At 70.6% G+C, this 20,245-nt stretch carries 17 protein-coding genes and 2 pseudogenes; 4 read left to right on the top strand and 15 right to left on the bottom strand.

All coding sequences use genetic code 11. The features are described 5' to 3' along the window. Nucleotides 1-97 precede the first annotated feature (97 nt). Nucleotides 98-727, bottom strand: coding sequence for a cysteine hydrolase family protein (locus CP973_RS22020; RefSeq protein WP_150244159.1), 630 nt, complete (start codon nucleotides 725-727; stop codon nucleotides 98-100). Nucleotides 728-823: 96 nt separating this feature from the next. Next, nucleotides 824-1,816, bottom strand: a complete 993-nt coding sequence (locus CP973_RS22015) for a GlxA family transcriptional regulator (protein ID WP_150244157.1) — start codon at nucleotides 1,814-1,816, stop codon at nucleotides 824-826. Nucleotides 1,817-2,065: 249 nt separating this feature from the next. On the opposite strand from CP973_RS22015, the gene CP973_RS22010 reads away from it, so the two are divergent. Beyond that, nucleotides 2,066-2,533 carry a hypothetical protein gene (locus CP973_RS22010; RefSeq protein WP_244409931.1) on the top strand — a complete coding sequence of 156 codons (468 nt, stop codon included), beginning with the start codon at nucleotides 2,066-2,068 and terminating at the stop codon, nucleotides 2,531-2,533. 101 nt (nucleotides 2,534-2,634) lie between these two features. Here CP973_RS22010 and CP973_RS22005 read toward each other — a convergent pair. The 10 genes and pseudogenes from CP973_RS22005 to CP973_RS21965 all read right to left on the bottom strand — a co-directional run. Then, nucleotides 2,635-4,308 (bottom strand): annotated as a pseudogene (locus tag CP973_RS22005) (glycosyl hydrolase); the annotation flags it as partial. Nucleotides 4,309-4,701: 393 nt separating this feature from the next. Further along, nucleotides 4,702-5,130 (bottom strand): annotated as a pseudogene (locus tag CP973_RS41835) (discoidin domain-containing protein); the annotation flags it as partial. A gap of 85 nt (nucleotides 5,131-5,215) precedes the next feature. Continuing rightward, the gene (locus tag CP973_RS22000; protein ID WP_150244156.1) at nucleotides 5,216-6,796 is read right to left on the bottom strand and encodes a glycoside hydrolase family 13 protein; all 1,581 of its coding nucleotides are present in this window, start codon (nucleotides 6,794-6,796) and stop codon (nucleotides 5,216-5,218) included. A gap of 84 nt (nucleotides 6,797-6,880) precedes the next feature. Beyond that, complete coding sequence (locus tag CP973_RS21995; RefSeq protein WP_150244154.1) at nucleotides 6,881-7,762, bottom strand: carbohydrate ABC transporter permease; 882 nt, start codon at nucleotides 7,760-7,762, stop codon at nucleotides 6,881-6,883. Next, entirely contained in the window at nucleotides 7,762-8,712 is a 951-nt protein-coding gene (locus tag CP973_RS21990; RefSeq protein ID WP_150244152.1) for a carbohydrate ABC transporter permease, read from the bottom strand. The genes CP973_RS21995 and CP973_RS21990 overlap by 1 nt, the downstream gene beginning before the upstream one ends. Then, a complete protein-coding gene (locus tag CP973_RS21985; RefSeq protein WP_150244150.1) occupies nucleotides 8,712-10,079 on the bottom strand; it encodes an ABC transporter substrate-binding protein in 1,368 nt (455 codons plus the stop codon). Before CP973_RS21985 ends, CP973_RS21990 begins: the two co-directional genes overlap by 1 nt. Nucleotides 10,080-10,228: 149 nt before the next feature. Then, nucleotides 10,229-11,239, bottom strand: a complete 1,011-nt coding sequence (locus tag CP973_RS21980; RefSeq protein WP_150244149.1) for a LacI family DNA-binding transcriptional regulator — start codon at nucleotides 11,237-11,239, stop codon at nucleotides 10,229-10,231. 153 nt (nucleotides 11,240-11,392) lie between these two features. Beyond that, entirely contained in the window at nucleotides 11,393-11,809 is a 417-nt protein-coding gene (locus CP973_RS21975) for a cysteine/serine endopeptidase inhibitor (protein WP_150244147.1), read from the bottom strand. Between the two features lie 388 nt (nucleotides 11,810-12,197). Continuing rightward, complete coding sequence (locus tag CP973_RS21970) at nucleotides 12,198-12,863, bottom strand: TetR/AcrR family transcriptional regulator (RefSeq protein WP_150250036.1); 666 nt, start codon at nucleotides 12,861-12,863, stop codon at nucleotides 12,198-12,200. A 34-nt stretch (nucleotides 12,864-12,897) separates the two neighbouring features. Continuing rightward, on the bottom strand, nucleotides 12,898-13,860 hold the full coding sequence (locus tag CP973_RS21965; RefSeq protein ID WP_150244145.1) for a quinone oxidoreductase family protein: 963 nt from the start codon (nucleotides 13,858-13,860) through the stop codon (nucleotides 12,898-12,900). A 410-nt stretch (nucleotides 13,861-14,270) separates the two neighbouring features. On the opposite strand from CP973_RS21965, the gene abc-f reads away from it, so the two are divergent. The 3 genes from abc-f (at nucleotide 14,271) to CP973_RS21945 (ending at nucleotide 18,385) form a co-directional block, all read left to right on the top strand. Then, nucleotides 14,271-15,905, top strand: coding sequence for a ribosomal protection-like ABC-F family protein (abc-f, locus tag CP973_RS21955; protein ID WP_150244141.1), 1,635 nt, complete (start codon nucleotides 14,271-14,273; stop codon nucleotides 15,903-15,905). 80 nt (nucleotides 15,906-15,985) lie between these two features. Next, nucleotides 15,986-17,779 carry an ABC-F family ATP-binding cassette domain-containing protein gene (locus tag CP973_RS21950; RefSeq protein WP_150244139.1) on the top strand — a complete coding sequence of 598 codons (1,794 nt, stop codon included), beginning with the start codon at nucleotides 15,986-15,988 and terminating at the stop codon, nucleotides 17,777-17,779. 42 nt (nucleotides 17,780-17,821) lie between these two features. Then, a complete protein-coding gene (locus CP973_RS21945; RefSeq protein ID WP_150244137.1) occupies nucleotides 17,822-18,385 on the top strand; it encodes a CGNR zinc finger domain-containing protein in 564 nt (187 codons plus the stop codon). 39 nt (nucleotides 18,386-18,424) lie between these two features. Here CP973_RS21945 and CP973_RS21940 read toward each other — a convergent pair whose 3' ends face one another. The 3 genes from CP973_RS21940 to CP973_RS21930 form a co-directional block, all read right to left on the bottom strand. Further along, entirely contained in the window at nucleotides 18,425-18,799 is a 375-nt protein-coding gene (locus CP973_RS21940; RefSeq protein ID WP_150244136.1) for a hypothetical protein, read from the bottom strand. A gap of 153 nt (nucleotides 18,800-18,952) precedes the next feature. After that, on the bottom strand, nucleotides 18,953-19,519 hold the full coding sequence (locus tag CP973_RS21935; protein ID WP_150244134.1) for a TetR/AcrR family transcriptional regulator: 567 nt from the start codon (nucleotides 19,517-19,519) through the stop codon (nucleotides 18,953-18,955). A 135-nt stretch (nucleotides 19,520-19,654) separates the two neighbouring features. Continuing rightward, on the bottom strand, nucleotides 19,655-20,068 hold the full coding sequence (locus tag CP973_RS21930; RefSeq protein WP_150244132.1) for a cupin domain-containing protein: 414 nt from the start codon (nucleotides 20,066-20,068) through the stop codon (nucleotides 19,655-19,657). Between the last annotated feature and the right edge of the window lie 177 nt (nucleotides 20,069-20,245).

Below are 20,245 nucleotides of genomic sequence, written 5' to 3'. Positions count from 1 at the left end.
CCGAAGTCTCGGCCCGTCCACGGCGGCCACCTGGGCTCGGGGCGCGGTGATCGGCATCGCGGCGCTGCCGATCACCATCGACTTCCGGACCACCCCGTCAGTCGCGGAGGCTGCCGACGGTCGGGACGACGAGACCGAACAGGTCCGTGACGGTGGTCAGGGCGGCGGTCTGGAGGGCGGCCGCGGTCAGGACCGTGCCGTCGGGAGCGGCGAGGGCGCGGGTGGCGGTGGCTTCGGCGACGACGGTGGGCCGGTAGCCGAGGCGGAAGGCGCCCTGCGCGGTGAAGGTCACGCACATGTGTGTCATGAACCCGGCCAGCACGAGATCCCGGCCGCTGCCCGGCCCGACGCCCAGACCGCTCAAGGTCTTCTCCAACTCCGTGGCGTGGAACGCGTCGGGGAACTGCTTGACCACGACGGGTTCACCGTCGACCGGGGCCACCGCGTCGCTGATGGCACCGATGTGGGCACGGATGTCGTACGGCGTGTTCTCGCCGCCGTCGTTGACGACGTGCACCACGGGGACACCCGCGGCGCGGGCACGTTCCAGCAGGCGGGCGGCGGCCGTGAGGGCCGGTTCGGCGCCGTCCAGGGTCATGACGCCGGTGCGGTAGGTGTTCTGGAAGTCGATCATGAGCAGGGCGGACTCGCTCAGCCGAGGGGGCTGGTTGTCCAGCCCGATCACGGTGCGCAGGGGCGTGGACGGCGACGGGGCGATGCCGGTCATCGGAGAACCTTTCGGAGGGGGAGGAACAGCTGAGGAACATGCAGGTGCCGGGAAGTAGGCAGGCACCAGGAAGTAGGCCGATTCAGGAACGGCACTTCAGGCCGGGTGAGCCCGGAAACGGCGGCGGTAGGCCGCCGGGGTGGTGGCGAGCTGGCGCCTGAAGGCCCGGTGCAAGGTTTCCGCCGAGCCGAGTCCGGCCGTGGCCGCGACCTGGTCGAGCGGGCAGTCGGTGGTCTCCAGCAGACGACGGGCCATCTCGACCCGGGCCGCTTCGACGTAGGCGCCGGGACTGCTGCCGGTCTCCTGTTTGAAGACGCGGGCGAAGTGCCGTTCGCTGAGGCACATACGGGCCGCCAGTGCCGGCGCGGACAGGTCCTCGTCGAGGTGGTCGGCGATCCACAGACGCAGCTCGTCGATGTCGCGGCGCTCGGCGGCCGGGCGGCTGAGCGGTACGGAGAACTGGCTCTGGCCGCCCTGCCGCTTGAGGTACATCACCAGCTGCCGGGCCACCGCCAGGGCCGTCTGCTCGCCCAGGTCCTCGGCCACCAGAGCCAGCGCGAGGTCCAGGCAGGCGCTGATCCCGGCCCCGGTCCACAGCCGTCCGCAGCCGGAACGGACGAAGATCGGGTCCGCGTCGACCACGACGTCCGGGTGGTCGGCGGCGAGCTGGGCGGCGGTCGACCAGTGGGTGGTCGCCGTCTTCCCGTCCAGCAGTCCGGCCGCGGCCAGCACATGCGCGCCGACACACACCGACGCGATCCGCCGTGCGTGCGGGGCCGTCTGCTGCACCCACGCCACGACATCGGAATCGATACGGGCGACGGGCCCGTCCTCGGTCATGTCGACCGCGCCCGGAACCACCAGGGTGTCCACCCGCCCGCGCACGTCCTCGAAGCCCACGTCGGCGACCAGCTGCACCCCCGCCGACGTACGCACCGCACCGGCGACCGGCCCGGCGAGGCGCACCTCATAGCCGGCCCGGCCTCCGGTCTCCCGGTTGGCCAGCGCGAAGACCTCGGCCGGGCCGGTGACATCGAGGAGGTCGACATCGGGGAAGACGGCGATGACGACACGATGTGAAGCGGACATGCACTGATCCTCACCGCCGCCACCGGTGGCCGCAATGACGATTGACTGTCACATTCGGACACGCCGGTCGGCTTGCGCCGGGTGACGTTCGGGGCACCGGTCTCGTCCCTGGGAGGTGTGACGGCTGCTGCGGCGGGTTGGAGGGGAGCGGCGGCTGACCGACAGGAGGCCTGCCCGACGGCGCCGTACGGGATGATCCGCTTCTGACGCTACTCTGACCTCCGCTCGGAGAAACAAGGAAGCCCCCGCATGTCGAAAAGGTCGTTGCCGGACGAGGCCCTGCGCCTGCTCAACGCCGAATTGCGGGCAGAGCGGCAGGCGCTCGTCGACCTGGACACAGAACAAGCCTGGCGCGCATACATTCGCTTCGGCCGACGCCGCTTTGACACGCCGAGCACCCCCGACGCCGACGGCCTGCTGTTCCAGCACGGCACGTATTCCTTCGACGGCCCGGCGGCTTTCACGGTGGACCTGACCCGGCAGTTCGAGGTCGTCGACCGCGAAGGCGATCACGATCACTACATACAGATTCACTGCGAGCTCGACTATGGACTTCCTTCCGCTCTACACGCCCTGGGCAGTCGCACGTCGTGGTTCTTTCATGACTCGGGAACGAATCTCGACCACTGGGCCGAGGAAGTGACCAGCCGAGCTGCTTGGGCAACGATCAGTGCGTTCAAGCCGGTGGAAGTGAGGGTCTACGAGGAGACGGTGTAGGCGGCAGCGGTCGCGATGGAGACGAGGGTGAGCTGCCGGTCACGCATAATGCGGCCGGGCCGCCGCCCCGGCAGCGGCCCGGCCCTGAACTCACCGCTGTCTCACTCCACGCTGATCTGGAACGTGGACGTCGTGTTGCGGATGTTCTCCGCGTTGTCGCGCAGGGTCAGTCTGCGGAAGGTTGCCTTGCCCGCGGCCGGTCCCTGGCCCGGTTCCGGCATGTCGTTGGCCCAGATGCCGAAGCCGGACCTGGCGTTGTACTCGTCGCCGCTCTTCTTGGCACCGGTGACGGTCACGTCCGTGAATTCCGTGTCCTCGATCCGGTTCTGCGGCTGCTGGCCCGCGTAGTTCGTCTGGAACATGATGCCGTGGTACGTCGGGTCGGTGATCTGCGCGCCGTTCACCCGGATCGCCCGGAAGGGCTTGGAGGCGGAGTAGAGCCAGATTCCCGGGAAGGTCTGGCCGTTCCAGAAATGGCCGCCGGCCCGCTCGACGCGGAGGTTGTCGAACGTTGTCAGGCCGGGGCCGAAGCCGTTCATCGGGAAACCGAAGTCCAGGGAGGAGATGGTCACTCCGGAGTAGACCAGGGTGTCCGCGATGCGGATGTTCCGGAAGGTGTTGAGCTGGCCGCCGTAGACGGCCAGGCCCGCGGCCCGCCAGGTGAGCTTGGAGGTGAGGTTCTCGTAGACGTTGTTCCGCTGGTCGCCGCCGCCCGCGTCGAGCGCGGAGAACAGGGCGAAGGAGTCGTCGCCGGTGGACCGGGCCTCGTTGTTGGTCACCAGGTTGTCGGTGGAGCCGTTGGTCATGTTCAGGCCGTCGGCGAAGGTGTCGCGGATACGGTTGTTCCTGATCGTCATCCGGTCGGTGTTGGCGCCCCAGTACAGGCAGACCATGTGCTCGGCCCAGATGTTGTCGATGGTGATGCCGGAGACGTTCTGGAAATCGAAGACCTTGCCGGGGCCGTCGATGCGCGAGGTGTAATTGCCGAAGTACGCGAAACCGGAGAACGTCGAGCCGTTGGCGCCGTTGTCCGCGCGGAAGCCGACATCGGTGTTCTGCTGGCCGGCGGGGGCGTGGAAGCGGGTGAACCACGGCCCGGCGCCGATCACCTTCACCGGCTTGAGGTACACCTGGAATTTGCCGGAGGTCTCGTAGTCGCCCGGCGGCAGATAGACGCCCCGGATTTTGCCGGTGGTGTCCATGCGGGCCCTGTCCAGGGCGTTCTGTACGTCCTGGTGACCGAAGCCGGTCGGCTGCACGAATGCTTGCGGGTCCGGGTTCGGCGCTGCGGAGACCTTCTCGAAGTCGACGAAGTCGATGGCGTAGGAAGAGGCGTTGTCGGCGTCCTTCTGGAGCCGGATCCTGCTGCCCGCCGGTACGGTGCGGCCGAGGTCGAGGTGCGCCTCGTCGTAGATGTGCCGGGCCGGGCCCGCCCCCGGATCGTTCACCGGGGACGCTTCGGGGCCGTACAGCCAGGCGTACTTGGAGGTCAGGTTCAGCGGTTTCGCCTTCGCGCCGTCCACGTACACGTTCAGGGTCGCGTTCGTGCCGCCGCCGCCCGGGGCGTCCGGGATGGAGAAGCGGGTGACCAGGGTGTTGGTCGCCACCGGGGTGGTGACTTCCACGTACTGGCCGGTCTGCTTCAGCGTCACGGCCTTACGGCCCGACGCCTCGCCCGCCACGTCGCCGATCTTGCGGTTGGGGCCGACCACCTGAGCGCCCCCGCCGACGGCGCCGGACTCGGCCTCGACGGTGGTGTACGGCATGGTGGCGCCGGGGGCGGCCGTGGCGCGCTGGGGTGTGGGCCGGGGCTTCGCCGCCGGTGGAGCGAAGGCGGCGCGCGAGGAGCCCTTGCCCGCGGCGACGGTACGGGTGACCGTGCGGCTGTCCGGCGACTGGTTGCCCGCCGCGTCCCGGGCCCGCACGGTGTAGACGGTCTTCCGCGCGGTGCCGCCGGGTGCCGTGGTGTCCTGCCAACGCGTCGCCGTCGCGGGCAGTCCGGCGCGCAGCCGGCCGTCGGCGTAGACGTCGTAGCCGACGGCCCCGGCCGTGCGCTCCCAGCCGAGCGTCGCGCCGGTCAGACGTACGCCGCCTGGTGCCGGAGGAGGTGTGGTGTCGCCCGACGCCGCCCCGTACAGCGCGAGTTCGCCGACCCGCTGTGCGCCGACGACCTGTACATAGCGTACGGGGGCGCCATCCAGGCGCAGTGCGACCTTGCCCTTGCGGACCTGCGCGTCGGACAGATCCACGAAGTCACGGCCGTTGGTGGATCCCTGAAGCTGGACCCGCTGGGCGGCGCCGGGCAAGGTGAGCTCGACCCGGTCCAGGCGGCGGGTCGCGCCGAGGTCGGCCCGTATCCAGCGGGAGGCGCTGCCCTTCGCATACGTACCGGGGTCGCCGTCGTGCGCGCGGGCGGCCCCGTCGCCGCTGAAGGTGGCCGGGAGGGGGCCTGCGCTTCCGCCGCCCGCCGGGGTTCCGGCGGAAGCGGTCTGCCAGCCGCTCAGCAACAGTCCGGTGCCGAGCACGGCTGCCAGTACGGGCCGCCAGGCTCTCCTGTGTGATGTGGTGCGCCGTAAGATGCGGTCGCTTGTGCTCATGATGTTCCCTTCTGTGGGGAGATGAGGGGATGGGGAGATGGAGGGAGGCGGGAGATGATGGGGACAGGACGGCTGCCGTGCCGGTTCAGGCCCGCAGCCAGACCGCCGTGTCCTGCGGCAGCGCGTCCTCAGGGGTCAGGGGGCCGCTCACGAGGAGAAGTTCGCGGTGGGCGGGAAGAGGCATGCCCTGTGGCCCGAAGTTGACCACACACAGGAAGGTGCCACCGTCGTGGTCGCCGTCCGGCATCGCCCGCGCGAACGCCAGTGCCTCCGGCTCCTCCGTACGCAGCCAGCGCAGCGGCCCCGCGTCCCGGAAGGAACGACGCAGCCGCAGCGCGGTCCGGTAGAGCGTGAGCATCGAATCCGGGTCGGCGGCCTGCCGTTCGGCCGCGTACCGCTTCCAGTCCGCCGGGCGGGGCAGCCAGCTCGGGCCGTTCTCGCCCTCGGCGCGCCAGGGCAGCGGAACCCGGCAGCCGTCCCGGCCCGGGTCCACCCCACCGGAACGGGCGTGCATCGGGTCCTGAATCAGCTCGCGCGGGATCTCCGCCTCCGGCAGGCCCAGCTCCTCGCCCTGGTACAGGTAGACGGAACCGGGCAGGGCCAGCGTGAGCAGCGCGGCGGCGCGCGCTCGGCGGGTGCCCAGGGCGAGGTCGGTGGGTACGCCGAAGCGCTTGCGCTCGAAGGCGAATCCGGTGTCCTCGGCCCGGCCGTAGCGGGTGACCGTACGGGTCACGTCGTGGTTGGCCAGCACCCAGGTGGCGGGAGCGCCCACGGGGGCGTGCGCGGCCAGCGTCAGATCGATGGACGCGCGCAGCTCGGCCGCTTCCCAGGGGCGGGCCAGGAAGTCGAAGTTGAAGGCGGTGTGCAGCTCGTCGGGGCGCAGATAGCGGGCGAAGCGCTCGGCGTCCGGCAGCCAGATCTCACCGATCAGTACGGCCCCGTACTCCTCGGCCAGGCGCCGCCAGGAGCGGTAGATGCCGTGCAGCTCCGGCCGGTCGTGGAAGGGATGCGGGCCGCCGTCGCCGGGCATGTCGGGCAGTCCGTCGGCCTTCGCGAGCAGCGCGGCGGAGTCGATCCGCACGCCCGCCGCGCCGCGCTCGAACCAGAAGCGCAGCACGTCCTCGTGTTCCTGGCGCACCTGTGGGTGGTTCCAGTTGAGGTCCGGCTGCTCGGGAGTGAACAGGTGCAAATACCACTGCCCGCTCCCGGTGCGGGACCAGGGCACGCCGCCGAACTCGCCCACCCAGTTGTTCGGCGGCCCGGGGGAGGGCGGCCGGAAGTGGAACAGCTCCTGCTCCGGCGATCCGGGACCGGCGGCGAGCGCCGCCTTGAACCATGGGTGCTGGTCCGAGACGTGATTCGGCACGATGTCCACGATGGTGCGCAGGCCCAGCTCGCGCGCCTCGGCGAGCAGCGCCTCGGCCTCGGCGAGGGTGCCGAAGGCCGGGTCGACGGTGCGGTAGTCGGCGACGTCGTACCCCCCGTCGGCGAGCGGCGAGAGGTACCATGGGGTGAACCACAGGGCGTCCACGCCGAGCTCCGCCAGATACGGCAGCCGGGCGCGGACCCCGGCCAGATCACCGGTCCCGTCACCGTTCGCGTCGGCGAAGGAACGAACGTACACCTGGTAGATGGCCGCGGTGCGCCACCAGTCCGTGCGGGACAAGGGAGAGGTCCTTTCGTACGGGGCGTGCGGAAGGTACGGGGAGCGGCCGGGCGGAGCGTGGGCGAGGCGGCCGGACCGGCGGCGTCAGCCCTTGAGCCCGCCCGCGCCGAGCCCGGCGACGATCTGCCGCTGGAAGACCAGGAACAGCGCGATCAGCGGCAGCGAGGCCATGACCAGGCCCGCCACCAGGCTGTTGAGCGGGGTGTCCTGGGCGATGCGCTGGAGGAAGACGCTCAGCGGCTGCTTCGCCGGGTCCGGCAGCACCAGCAGCGGCCAGAGGAAGTCCTTCCACGCGGCGACGACCGACAGGATCGACACCACGGCGAGGATCGGCCGGGACAGCGGCAGCACGATCCGCCACATCGTGCCGAGCGGGCCGGCGCCGTCGATCCGCGCGGCGTCCAGCAGCTCGTCGGGGACGCGGTCGAAGAAGTTCTTCAGGATGTAGATGGTGAAGGCGTTGGCGGCGGCGGGCAGCCAGATCGCGCTCGGGCTGTTGACGAGGTTGCGGTTGACGAGCGGGACGTCGACGACCGTGAGGTAGGCGGGCACCAGCAGCGCGGTGGCGGGCATCATCAGGGTGACCAGCATCAGCCCCAGCACCACGTTCCCGAACCGGGGCCGCAGCTTGGACAGCGCGTACGCGGCCGGTACCTGCACCGCGAGCTGGATCAGCCAGGCACCGCCCGCCAGCAGCACCGTGTTGAGGAAGTAGCGGGTCAGGTCCATCTCGCGCCAGGCGCGGGCGTAGTTCTCCGGGTGCCAGTGCGCGGGGACGTACGTGGGCGGGCTCTGCGCCAGCTCGGCCGAGGACTTCATCGCGCCTGTCGCGGCCCAGTACAGCGGTACGAGGAAGGCGACGGTGAACAGCGCCAGGGCCACGGCCAGCACCGACCAGTAGACCAGCTTTCCCTTGCGGGTGCGCAGTACGGCGGGGCGGACCAGCGTACGGGTCGAGGCGGCCATCAGTCCTCCTTGGCGTGGCGTGTGACACGCAGGTAGAGGGCGGAGAAGGCGGCCAGGACGAGGAGCAGCAGCAGGCTGAGCGCGCTCGCGGTGCCGAAGTCGTTGTAGACGAAGGCGTAGCGGTAGATGAGGAACATCACCGTGACCGTGGAGTCCTCGGGCCCGCCGCCGGTCATCACATACGGCTCGGTGAACACCTGCATCGTCGCGACGACCTGGAGGAGCAGGAGGACCAGCAGCACGAACCGGGTCTGCGGGATCGTGACGTGGCGCAGCCGCTGCCACAGGTTCGCGCCGTCCAGCTCCGCCGCCTCGTACAGTTCGCCGGGAATGGTCTGGAGCGCGGCCAGGTAGATCAGGGTGGCGGTGCCCATGTTGGCCCAGGTGGAGACGATCACCAGGGAGATCAGTGAGGTCGACGAGGAGTCCAGCCAGTCGGCGGCCGGCAGGTGGAGGGTGCGCAGGACCTCGTTGAACAGTCCGGGGCCCGGGTCGTAGAACCACTTCCACAGCAGCGCCACGACCACCGGTGGCAGCATCACCGGGAGATAGATCAGGATCCGGAAGTACGCGCGGGCGTGCCGGAACTCGTTGAGCAGCACCGCGGTCAGGAACGGTACGAAGAAACCCAGAATCAGCGCGTACGCGGTGAACAGCGCGGTGTTGCGCCAGGCCGTGGCCAGCAGCGGGTCGCTGAGGAGCTTCTCGAAGTTGGCGGTGCCCGCCCAGGTGCCGCCGGTGGCGAAGTTGACGTGCTGGAAGCTCAGCAGCACATTGCGGATGATCGGCCACCACGAGAACAGCGCGAAGAGGACCACTGCGGCGCACAGGAACCCGTACGCGGTCAGCTGCTCGTGGACGGAGCGGCGGAGGCGGGCGGCGCGCCGCTGCCGCTCCGCAGGGGTTGGCGGCGAGGGCGCCGGCTTCTCCAGCAAGGGCGCGGTGGCCATCACAGCGCGCTGTAGATCTGGTCGACCCGCTTCTCGGCGGCGGCGAGAAGCGCGTCGATATCGGCGTCCTCTCTGGTGAGCACCGCCTGCATCACGGTGTCGAGCACCGCGTAGACCTGCTGGGCCTCCGGTGGCTCGACCACGCCCGGAACGTGGGGCGCCGCGTCCATGAAGGGCTGGTAGTTGCGGACGGGGACGTTGGCGTACTTGCGCTTGGCCTGCTCCACCCGTTCGCGGACGGTGCCCTTCCAGATGTCGGGGGTGGGCGGCATGGGGAGCCCGACGGGCAGTCCGGACGCGACGTTGTCCCGGACGTTCTGCTCGACGAGGTCCGGGTTGAGGTACTTCCACTGGAGCCACTTGAGGCCGGCCTCGATCTTCTCCGGCGACGCCTTGGGGTTGATCATGTAGCCCTCGCCACCGATCAGGGTCGACCTGGCGTCGGGGACGGGCGCGAGACCGTAGTCCCGGTACGCGCCGCCGAACTGCTTGGCGATGACGGTGATGTTGTCGGCGGCGGAGAGGTACATCCCGAGCTTGCCGCTGCCCATCATCCGCTGCGCGTCCTCGGCCTGGAGCAGTTGCCTGCTGCCCATCGAGCCGTCCTGCCAGCGCATGGCGTGCAGGTCGCGGAGGGTGGCCCTGCCCGCCGCCGAGTTGAACGCCGCTTTCCACTTGCCGTCCCGCTCGGTGGCGATGCGGCCGCCGCGCGAGTACAGCCCGGCGGTGAAGTGCCAGCCGCCCTGGTTGTTCTTGGAGAAGTCGGCGTAGCCGACGGTGTTGTCACCGAGCCCCGCGATCTTCTTGGCCGCGGCGCGGACCTCCGTCCAGGTCCTCGGCGGCTTGTCGGGGTCGAGTCCGGCCTTCGCGAACAGTGTGCGGTTATAGAGCAGGCCCATCGAGTAGTTGGCGGTCGGCAGCCCGTACTGGCGGCCGTCGGCGTCCTGGAACACCTTCATCAACGCGTCCTGCACATCGCCACGGTGCGGCATGCCCTTGAGGCGGCCGGTGAGGTCGGCCGCCTGGTGCTTCTCGATCAGGCCGCGGGTGTCGGTGAAATAGACGTAGAAGACGTCCTCCAACTGGCCGCCGGCCAGCTTCGCGTTGAACGTCTTCGGGTCCATGAAGCCCTCGTGCGGGACGATGTCGATGTCCGGGTGGGTCTTCTCGAACTGCGCCACGTGCCGGTCGAAGAGCTTGCGCTCGAACGCCTGCGTGGTGGGCGGCTGCCCGTTGACGGCGAGCGTCACCTTGCCGCCCGGCGCGCTCCCGGTGCCGTCGCTGCTGGTGCCGCAGGCGGTGAGCGCGGCCAGGGACACGACGGCGGCGGAGGCGAGCGCGATGGGGCGGCTTCTCGTGGATGACATCGGTGGACCCCTCCGGGCGTGAGCGAGGCGTACGGAGTGACGGCGCACACTCAAGCACCGGGGTCAAACGAGTGCAATATCCAGCGCGTTATCTGAAAAAAATTGACAGTAGGGGGTGTGAACTCCCGCACCCTCGGCGACGCGTCGGTTCACCCCGCCCGAACGGGCCCCGTGGACCCCCGTACGACGAGTTCCGGCTCGAAGAGAATCTCGTCGCGGACCACTTCCCCGCCGTCGATCTGCGCCGTCAGCAGCTGTACGGCGGCGCGGCCCAGCGCGTCGATCGGCTGCCGTACGGTCGACAGCGGCGGCTCCGTGACGGTCATCAGCGGCGAGTCGTCGTACCCGACCACCGACACGTCCAGCGGAACCCGCAGTCCGCGCCGGCGCGCGGCGCGCACCGCGCCCAGGGCGATGATGTCGCTGGCGCAGATGATGCCGGTCACCCCGGCGTCCAGCAGCCGGGAGGCCGCCGCGTGGCCGCCCTCCATCGAGTACATCCCGCGCACCACGCACTCCTCCGGCAACCCGGCGCCCGCGGCCCGCGCCACGGCCTGCGCGGCGGCCAGCTTGCGCCGCGAGGGCACATGGTCGGACGGGCCGAGCGCCAGACCGATCCGCTCGTGTCCGAGCGAGGCGAGGTGGCGCCAGGCCTGTTCCACCGCGACCGCGTCGTCGGTGGAGACACAGGGGAAGTCGAGCCCCGGGATCGGCGCGTTGACCAGTACCACCGGCAGGTTGCGGTCGTGCAGCAGCCGGTAGTGGTCGTGCGGCGCGTCCGCCTGGGCGTACAGCCCGCCCGCGAACACCACACCGGAGACCTGCTGCTGGAGCAGGAGATCCACGTAGTCCGTCTCCTGGATGCCGCCCGGCGTCTGGGTGCAGAGCACGGGCGTCAGCCCGCGCTGGGCGAGGGCGCCGCCCACGACCTCGGCGAAGGCGGGGAAGATCGGGTTCGACAGTTCGGGCAGCACCAGGCCGATGAGCTTGCCGCGCTCCCCGCGCAGTTGGGTCGGCCGCTCGTACCCGAGCACGTCCAGGGCCGTGAGGACCGCCTGCCGGGTGCCCTCCGAGACTCCGGGCTTGCCGTTCAGCACCCGGCTGACGGTCGCCTCGGAGACGCCCACCTTCTTCGCCACCTGCGCAAGTCGTCGCGTCATCTGCGCAAGGCTAGCGCAAGCACTGCAAGCCGTTTGCGTTGTCTGCGTACGGGATTGGGCGGGCGGACCGGGCCGGGCGCCCGAGCAGCCGTCGCGTCATCGACGGCTGCCCGAAGCGTCCCGCTCAGCGGAACCGATGGCCCGTAGGCAGGTTCAGCGGACGAACTTCCAGCTGACCTGCGGGACCATGTCGGTGCCCGCCGGCACCAGCTTGCGGAAGGCCGCCTGGCTGAGGTCTATGTGGGTCGAGGCACAGGAGGGACACTTGTCCCTGACCGGCACGGTGATGGTCCTGCCGTTGTACGTGACCTGCACCTTCACGCCCGCGCAGAGCGGGTCGTTGTTGGGGTTGGGCGAGGTCCACCAGGCGGCGGAGACGGCGACCAGGTCCTGCGAGGTGGCGTCGATGGGCGTGCCGCAGGCGCCGTAGCCCCGGTCGTTGTAGTAGGTCATCTTGCCGTTCATGGTCTGGCCGATGGGTACGGCCTGGGCCGTACCCGTGCCGAGGGCGACGCCGGTGGCGGCGATCACGCCGCAGACCAGCGTTCTCCAGCGTCGGGAAGTGCGCATGGGTTCTCCTCGTCCGAGTGCATCCGGGGTGGTGCCGGTGTCGGCGCGCGCCCGGCACGCCGGGCGCGGACTTGAGGTACGACGGTTCTGAGAGCGCTCTCAGAACCATCAGTGCCATGGACCGCGTGCGCCTCACAACCCCCACTGGGCCCAACTGTCCGGAAAACGCGGGCATATTCGGCCAGACTGGCCCGGAATGGCGGAGCGGATGGCCGAATTCCGCGGAGGGTGACGCGACGGCCCGGCACGACGGACGAACCGCCGCCCGGGCGGTGGCCAGGACGCCGAGGTCCTCGGTCCGGGCGAGCGGCCGGCCCAGGCCGCTCGCGCCGGTCCGGCCGGGCAGGAACGCCTCACCTGTCCGTCGGACGTGCCCCGCGTGCGGCGTTCATGCCGTGGCACCCTCGGCAGACCGTCCGGACTGGTTCGCGGCATCTCGTGATTGGCGCGCGGCTTTCGGAGGCGCGACCGAACCCCGAAGGAACTCGATCCCCTGGTCCAACGCGGCCTCCAGGTGCGCAAGGCTGCCGGTCGTGATGTGGATCAGCACGCCGCCCTGAATACCGGCCAAGAGGGCTTGAGCGCTGCGGTCGGCGTCCAGGCCCGTATCGATCTCACCCTGGCCCTGCATACTGCGGATGCCTGCGGCCAGTTCCCCCTGCCACTGGGCGAGCAGTTCCGCCGTCACGGCCCGGGCGCCTTCCGTCGACGGTCGGAGTTGTCCCATCACCGCGTTGAGCGGGCAGTTGGGGCCCTGCTTCCGGTACCGGTCGACCACTTTGTCACGCCAGCTCCGCCACGCGGGCCAGGAATTCAGCGCGCCCAGTTCCGGCTGCTGATCGCTGATCACACCGTCGGCCTCATGCCGCGCCACGGCCAGCAGCAGCTCGTCCTTTCCCTCGGGGAAATAGTGGAAGAGCTGGCTCTTGCTCGTCGCGGTACGCCGCATGACCGCGTCGAGCGTGACGGCGAAAACGCCCTCCCGGCGAATCTCGGCTGCCGCGCCCTCGATGATCCGCTGCCTGGTGGCAGTTCCCTTACGTGTCAACGGCATGTGCTGCTCACCCATTCCTCGATCGGCGGCCCGGTCAGGGCACGAGCAGGAGTTTGCCCGTGGTCCTGCGGGATTCGAGATCGGCGTGGGCGCGCGCGGCGTCCGACAGGGCGTAGCGCCCTCCGATACGCGGGATCACCCGACCTTCGCGGACCATGTCGAAGACCTCTCCGCTGCGTTCGACCAGGGCCTCGCGCGTGGGCAGGTGGTGGTGGACCACGGGGTACGTCAGAAAGGTGCTCTGGGGCAGGTCGGTCGGGGTGAGGGACGGGACGCCCATGAACGGCCCGTAATAGGCGTGCACGCCGTGCGGGCGCAGGGCCAGTTGCGAGGACCGGAAGGTCGCGGCGCCGCCACCGTCGTACACCACGTGGGCGCCCTCACCGCTCGTCAATTCCCTGACCTTCTCCTCGAAACCGCCCCCGCTGGAGACGAGAACGTGATCCGCTCCGGCCTCCCGGGCCAAGGCGGATTTCTCCTCCCGCGACACGAGCCCGATCACCCGTCCGCCACGGGCTTTGATCATCTGCGTGAGCAGCAGACCGACGCCGCCGGCCGCGGCATGCACGACGGCGGTGTCACCCGGCCTGACGGCATACGTCTCGGTAATGAAGTGATGGGCCGTCAGGCCTTGCATCATCACCGCGGCCGCGGTCTCGTCGGACACCTCGCGTGGAACCTCGACCAGCGAGGCCGCGGGAATGGCGAGCAACTCGGCATAACTGCCGACGTGGTAGAACCAGGCCACGCGGTCGCCCACGGCGAAATCCTGGACGCCCTCGCCGAGAGCGGTCACATATCCCATGCCCTCGACCCCGAGAATCGTGGGAGCGGCCCAACCGGGGCCACCGGACGTCCGGGCCCCTACGTCCATGAAGTTCACGCCGGCGACGGCGAGCCGCACCAGCACTTCGCCCTTTCCGGGTGCCGGGTCGGGTAATTCGGTCCACTGCATGACCTCGGGACCACCGTGCCGGTCGATGGATATCGCGCGCATCAAGCGCTCCTTTCCCAAAGGATTACCGGGTCCTGAGCCTCGGCTGCGGGCAGCGTATGGAGGCAAAAATGGACCCGCAAGTCCAGTTTTTTTGGGGCGCGAGCCCGGCCTCCACGGGCACACGTCGTGGCCGGTACGAGCGGCCCCGTCACGGCCCGTACGAGCCGCAGAGGGCCGAATGCCGCAGAGGACCCGACCCGTGGTGTTACCCTGGCGGACGAACGTGATCTCGGATCGAGGAGACGCAGCCGTGGTGGGTGACGACGACATCTCCGGGTGATACCCGGACCTGACGGCCGCCGGCCGGTGCACAGGAGCACCGCCGTGGTGGCCGCCTCGTCATGCCCTCCACCCGTTCCCGGGCACCGGTGTCCGCCGGGCCGCCCGTTGTGCTTTTCCGAGGTCTTCCCATGTCCGACGCTTCCGTCGTCTGCTCGAACCTGTCCTTCTCCTGGCCCGATGACACCCCCGTCTTCCAGGACCTCTCCTTCACCGTGGGCACCGGCCGCACGGGCCTGGTGGCGCCCAACGGGTCCGGCAAGAGCACGCTGCTCAAGCTGATCGCCGGTGAACTGCGCCCCACCGCGGGCTCCGTGTCCGTCTCCGGCGTCCTCGGCTACCTCCCGCAGAGCCTTCCGCTCGCCGCGGGGCTCACCGTGGCCGAGGTGCTGGGCGTCGCCGAGGTGATCCGCGCCCTGGACGCCGTGGAGTCCGGCGACGTGAGCGAGGAGCACTTCGCGACCATCGGCGACGACTGGGACATCGAGGAGCGCACCCGTGCCCAGCTCGACCGGCTCGGCCTGGCGGGGCTGGCCCTCGACCGCGGCCTGAGCACGCTCAGCGGCGGTCAGATCGTCTCGCTCGGCCTGGCGGCGCAGCTCCTCAAGCGTCCCGACGTGCTGCTGCTCGACGAGCCGACCAACAACCTCGACCTGGACGCGCGGCACAAGCTCTACGACGTGCTCGGGGACTGGAACGGCTGCCTGCTCCTGGTCAGCCACGACCGCGCGCTCCTGGACCGCATGGACCGCATCGCCGAACTCGACCGCGGCGCGCTGCGCGTGTACGGCGGCAACTTCACCGCGTACGAGGAAGCCGTACAGGCCGAGCAGGAGGTGGCCGAGAAGAACGTCCGCAACGCCGAGCAGGAACTCAAGCGCGAGAAGCGGGAGTTGCAGCAGGCCCGCGAGCGTGCTGAACGCCGTGCGAGCAACGCCTCCCGCAACCTCAAGAACGCGGGCCTGCCCCGTATCTTCGCCGGGAACATGAAGCGCGGCGCCCAGGAATCGGCCGGCCGGGCCGGACAGATGCACGCCTCGCGGGTCACCGAGGCCAAGGCCCGCCTGGACGAGGCGGGGCGCGCCGTACGCGACGAGCAGCGCATCACGCTGGACCTGCCCGCCACCCAGGTGCCCGCGGGACGCAACCTGTTCCTCGGCGAGGGCCTGCTCGTCAGCCACGGCGAACGGCCCCTGTTCGCGGGCAACGGCGTCGACCTGACGGTCCGGGGCCCCGAACGCATCGCGCTGACCGGCCCCAACGGCGCCGGCAAGACCACGCTGCTGCGCCTGCTCAACGGCGACCTGGAACCCGACGCGGGCCGGATCAAGCGGGCCGACAGCCGGATCGCCTACCTCTCGCAACGCCTCGACCTGCTCGACCTGTCGCGGACGGTGGCCGAGAACTTCACCGCGTTCGCCCCGCACCGTACGGAGGCGGAGCGGATGAACCTGCTCGCCCGCTTCCTCTTCCGGGGACCCCGGGCCCACCTGCCGGTGCGCGTACTGTCCGGCGGCGAGCGGCTGCGCGCCACCCTGGCGTGTGTGCTGTGCGCCGAACCGGCCCCGCAACTGCTGCTGCTGGACGAGCCGACGAACAACCTCGACCTGGTCAGCGCCGGGCAGCTGGAAAGCGCGCTGGCCTCCTACCGAGGAGCGTTCGTCGTCGTCAGCCACGACGAGCGTTTCCTCGGCCGGATCGGCATCGACCGATGGCTGCGGCTGGCCGACGGCGAGCTGCGGGAGACGGCGGCCCCCGAGGTGTGAGGACCGGATACGCCCTGGCCCGCGTCCGAGGTGTCTCACCCGGCGGGCCGCGTACCTCCTCACACACCAGGTGGACCACCATGCCCCGACCAGCTCTGCTCGCCCACGACCTCGTCCGCACGCTGGGGACCCGACGGGTCCTGGACGGCGTCTCCCTCACCGCCGCACCCGGCCACCGCGTCGGGCTGATCGGCGAGAACGGTGTCGGCAAGTCGACACTGCTGCGCCTGCTCGCGGGCGTCGACACACCCGACGCCGGTTACGTCACCCGCCCGCACGACCTGGGCTTCCTGCACCAGGAGATGCCGTTCGCCGGTGACGCGACGATCGCCCGGGTGCTGGACGACGCCCTCCGGGAAGCCCGCGCCGACCTGGCCGAACTCGACCGGCTCAGCCGGCTGCTCGCCGACACCCCCGAGGACCGCCCCGCCTACGCCGAGCTGCTGGCGGCGTACGGGCAGCGGCTCGAACAGGCCCAGAAACGCGGGGCCTGGGACGCCGACCGCCGGGCCGCGGTCGTCCTCGACGGGCTCGGGCTCGGCGGCATCGCGCACGACCGGACGCTCGGCTCCCTGTCCGGCGGGCAGCGCGGCCGCCTCGCCCTGGCCGCGCTCCTCGTACGCCGCCCGGCGGCCCTCCTCCTGGACGAGCCGACCAACCACCTCGACGACGAAGCGGCCGTCTTCGTGGAAAGCCGGCTCCGGGAACTGCCCGGGGTCGTCGTGGCGGCGAGCCACGACCGGGCGTTCCTCGACGCCGTCTGTACGGAACTGATCGATCTCGATCCGGCCATGGACGGTCCCGTGCGCTTCGGCGGCAACTACAGCGCCTACCAGGCGGAGAAGCGCGATGAACGCGAGCGCTGGGAGCGCAGATACGCCGAGGAGCAGGAGGAGCTGGAGGCCCTGCGCCGTTCGGCGGGGGTGACCGCGCACCGCGTCGCCCCGGACCGCGGGCGGCGGGACAACGAGAAAATGGGCTACGGCCACCGGGCGGGCCGGGTCCAGCAGCAGATCTCCCGGCGGGTGCGCAACGCCACCCGCCGGCTCGAAGAACTGGAGCGGACGCGGGTGGGCGAGCCGCCGCGACCGTTGCGGCTGCGAGTTGCGGCGGTCGCCGTCGAGCAGGCGAAGGCGGAGACGCTGGAGGCGGACGGGACGGCTGAGGCGAACGGGACGGCGTTGGCACTGGAGTCGGACGGGACGGCGAAGGCGGGGGAGCCGGCGGGACCGGTGGAGACGGTGGAGCCGAGGGACGCTCTCGTGGCGCTGCGGGACGTATGCGTACCCGACCGGTTGCAGCTCGCCCATCTGGACATCTCGTCCGGAGACCGGCTCCTGGTCACGGGCGACAACGGCGCCGGAAAATCGACGCTGCTGTCGCTGCTGGCCGGGCGGCTCCGCGCCGAGGGCGGGGTACGCAGGCGGCCGGGCCTTTCCGTAGGGCTGCTGGCGCAGGACACCACGTTCGAACGCCCGGACCGTACGGTGCGTGACACCTACACGTACGCACTGGGCGCCGAGCGGGCGGAAGCGGTGCCGCTCGCCTCACTGGGGCTGCTGCACGCCGCGGATCTCGGCAAACCGGTGGGGCAGCTGTCGGTGGGTCAGCGCCGCAGGCTCGCGCTGGCCCTCCTGGTGGCCCGCCCGCCGCACCTCCTGCTGCTCGACGAGCCGACGAACCACCTGTCCCCGCGCTTGTGCGACGAGCTGGAGGACGCCCTCGGCGCCGGACCGGGGACGATCGTCGTGGCCAGCCACGACCGGTGGCTGCGCGGACGCTGGAACGGCCGACGGCTGCACCTGCGCTCCGGCCGGGCGCACTCGGACGAGATCGGCGAAGCGCCACCGAGGAGGCGCCCACCGCATCTCTGACGGGCTTTGCCGCGCCCTCGGTCACCCGTCAGAATGGTGACCGTGAATCTCGATCACGTCTTCGTCTGCGGACATCCGGCCCTCGACTTCGCCGCGACGCTCCGGGCCCGGCGCTCCCTGCGCTTCGAGATGTTCGCGACGCCGGACCGGCTGGACGCGTGGTACGTGGAGTCCGGGATCGTGGACTTTGTCGCGCCCAGCCGGCCGTCCGACGTCGAGCGTGCGAAGGCCGTACGGGAAGCGGTCTACGAGCTGATCACCGCACGCCGCCTCGGCGAGGCCTTCGGCGACCCCGCCCTGGAGGTGCTCAACGGGGCCGCCCGCAAACCCGCCGCGGCCCCGCAGCTCACCAGGGCCGGGCGCCGGACCGACGCCACCTCGCAGGAGGCGCTGTCCGCCGTGGCCCGGCAGGCGGTGGAGCTGCTGAGCGGCCCGGACGTGCCGCTGCTCAAGGAGTGCGGCAACCCCGAGTGCACCCGCGTCTACATCGACCGCTCGCGGGGCATGCGGCGGCACTGGTGCGGCATGGAGTCGTGCGGCAACAAGATCAAGGCCGCTGCGTACCGGGCGCGGAAGAAGAGCGCGCCCGCGACGGCCGACAGCTGACGGCCGTCGGCGTCGGTCCGGGCCTCGGCCTGCCGCCGGCTAGCTCGCGGTCCCGCGCACCCGGTAACTCACTCCGGGGTAGGGGAGATCGCCGGAGTTCAGCGAGCCCACCACGAAGACCAGGTCGCCGTTCGTACCGGGGGCGCCCGGGCGGCAGCCGGCGTTGAAGTAGACCTCCACACTCCGGTCGGCGATGGCGCGGAAGGAACGGACAGGGGTGGTCAGTTCCTGGCAGACGCCGACCTTGTCGAGGTCGGCCTTGATGGCGCTGCCGGTGGCGTTGGCGCCGGTGTAGAAGGTGACTCCGGGAAGTCCGGCCGCGCCGGCGGGCGAGCCGGCGGCGCCGAGCATCAGCAGCCCGCTCGCGAGGACTCCGCCGGCGACGGCCGCGTATCTGGTGAGCTTTGTGGTCATGTCTCCGCCTTGGGGATGAGGAACGAGGAATGAGGGATGTGGGTCGGGGGATGGGGGCGCGGGGTCGGGACCGGGCCGGAGCCAGGAGCTGGTCCGGAGCTGATCCGGGCGAAGAGCTGGTCCGGAGCTGGTCCGTGCGAAGAGCCGGCCCGGTCAGGCGTCCAGGATGCTTTCGGCGGCCTCGCGCAGTGTGCGGGCGACCTCGTGCTGGTCGTCGAGGTATCCGGCCGCCATCGCTCCGTCGCGCAGCACCATGAGCGCCCGCGCCGCCCGGTCCGGGTCGGGGTGACCGGCGTCGCGTGCGACATCGCGCAGGACGCCGCGGAACCAGTCGCGGTGCTCGGCCACGCAGCGGCGTACGTGATGCCGTGGATCGGGGTACTCGGCGGCGGCGTTGAGGAATCCGCAGCCGCGGAACTCCGGCCGCAGAATGCTGTCGGCGATCATGGCGACGATCTCCAGCAGGGCGTCGCGCCCCCGGTGCGCACGGAGGATGGCCTCCACCGCCCGCTTCACCCGGGCGTCCCGCTCCTGCAGATAGGCGATCACCAGACCCTCCTTGCCGCCGAAATGACGGTAGAAGGTGGCCCGGGTGACACCTGCCTCCCGTACGAGTTGTTCGACTCCCACGGTGTGGATTCCGTTCGCGTAGAACAGCTTTCCCGCGATGTTCAGCAGCCGCTCACGCGGATGGATCGTCCCACTGGCGCTCGAAGTCATGACCACCAGCGTACGGACGGCCCACCGGCGCGGGTCGGCCCGTCACCTCAGTAGGACGCCGGTACGTCGTCAGCGCATCGTCGGAATGCCGTCATCGCGCTGTCCACACGCATGCCACGCACCGTCGATACGGCCTCAGTACGTCGTCACCAGCGGCTTCGTCTCGTCGATGACATAGGTGGAGAGCATCATCGTCGTCACGGTGCCGACGTTGCGGGCGTTGTGGATCGCGCCCGACGGGATGAAGAACGGGTCGCCCGTGCGCAGCCGCTGGGCGGGGCCGTCGTCGAACTCCATCAGCACGTCGCCGCGCACGATGTACCCGACTTCGACGCCCGGGTGACTGTGGCGCCCGGACTCCTTGTGCCGGGGGATCTCCACGACGGTCTGCACGGTCAGCCAGCCCTTGGCCGGCGACGGGTGCCGCTGGAGTTCGGTCCGGGTGACTCCGCTTGTCGGATCGCCGGGGGATGTGGCGGTGGCCGGTGGGGGATCGGGGGTGGTCGCCGTGGTGCTGTCGGAGTGCAGCGGGGAGCGGTGGTCGAGCATGGGGTCGCCTTTCCGGCAGAAAGAACGTTCGTTCTGCCTGGTCGCTACGGTACGCAGCCCGCGACCGTCCCGTACAGGTGGGACTTCGGTCAGCTGAGGGAACGCCGTGACCTGGCGTTCATGGCTCAGCGGGTTGGTGTGTGGCCGGCTTGCGCCGCGGTGCGCGGGTTCGGGGGC

The organism is Streptomyces albofaciens JCM 4342 (genome assembly GCF_008634025.1).
In the GTDB taxonomy this organism is placed as follows: domain Bacteria; phylum Actinomycetota; class Actinomycetes; order Streptomycetales; family Streptomycetaceae; genus Streptomyces; species Streptomyces albofaciens.
Note: the sequence above shows the minus strand (reverse complement) of the source record. Positions and strands in the feature narration are given on the sequence as shown.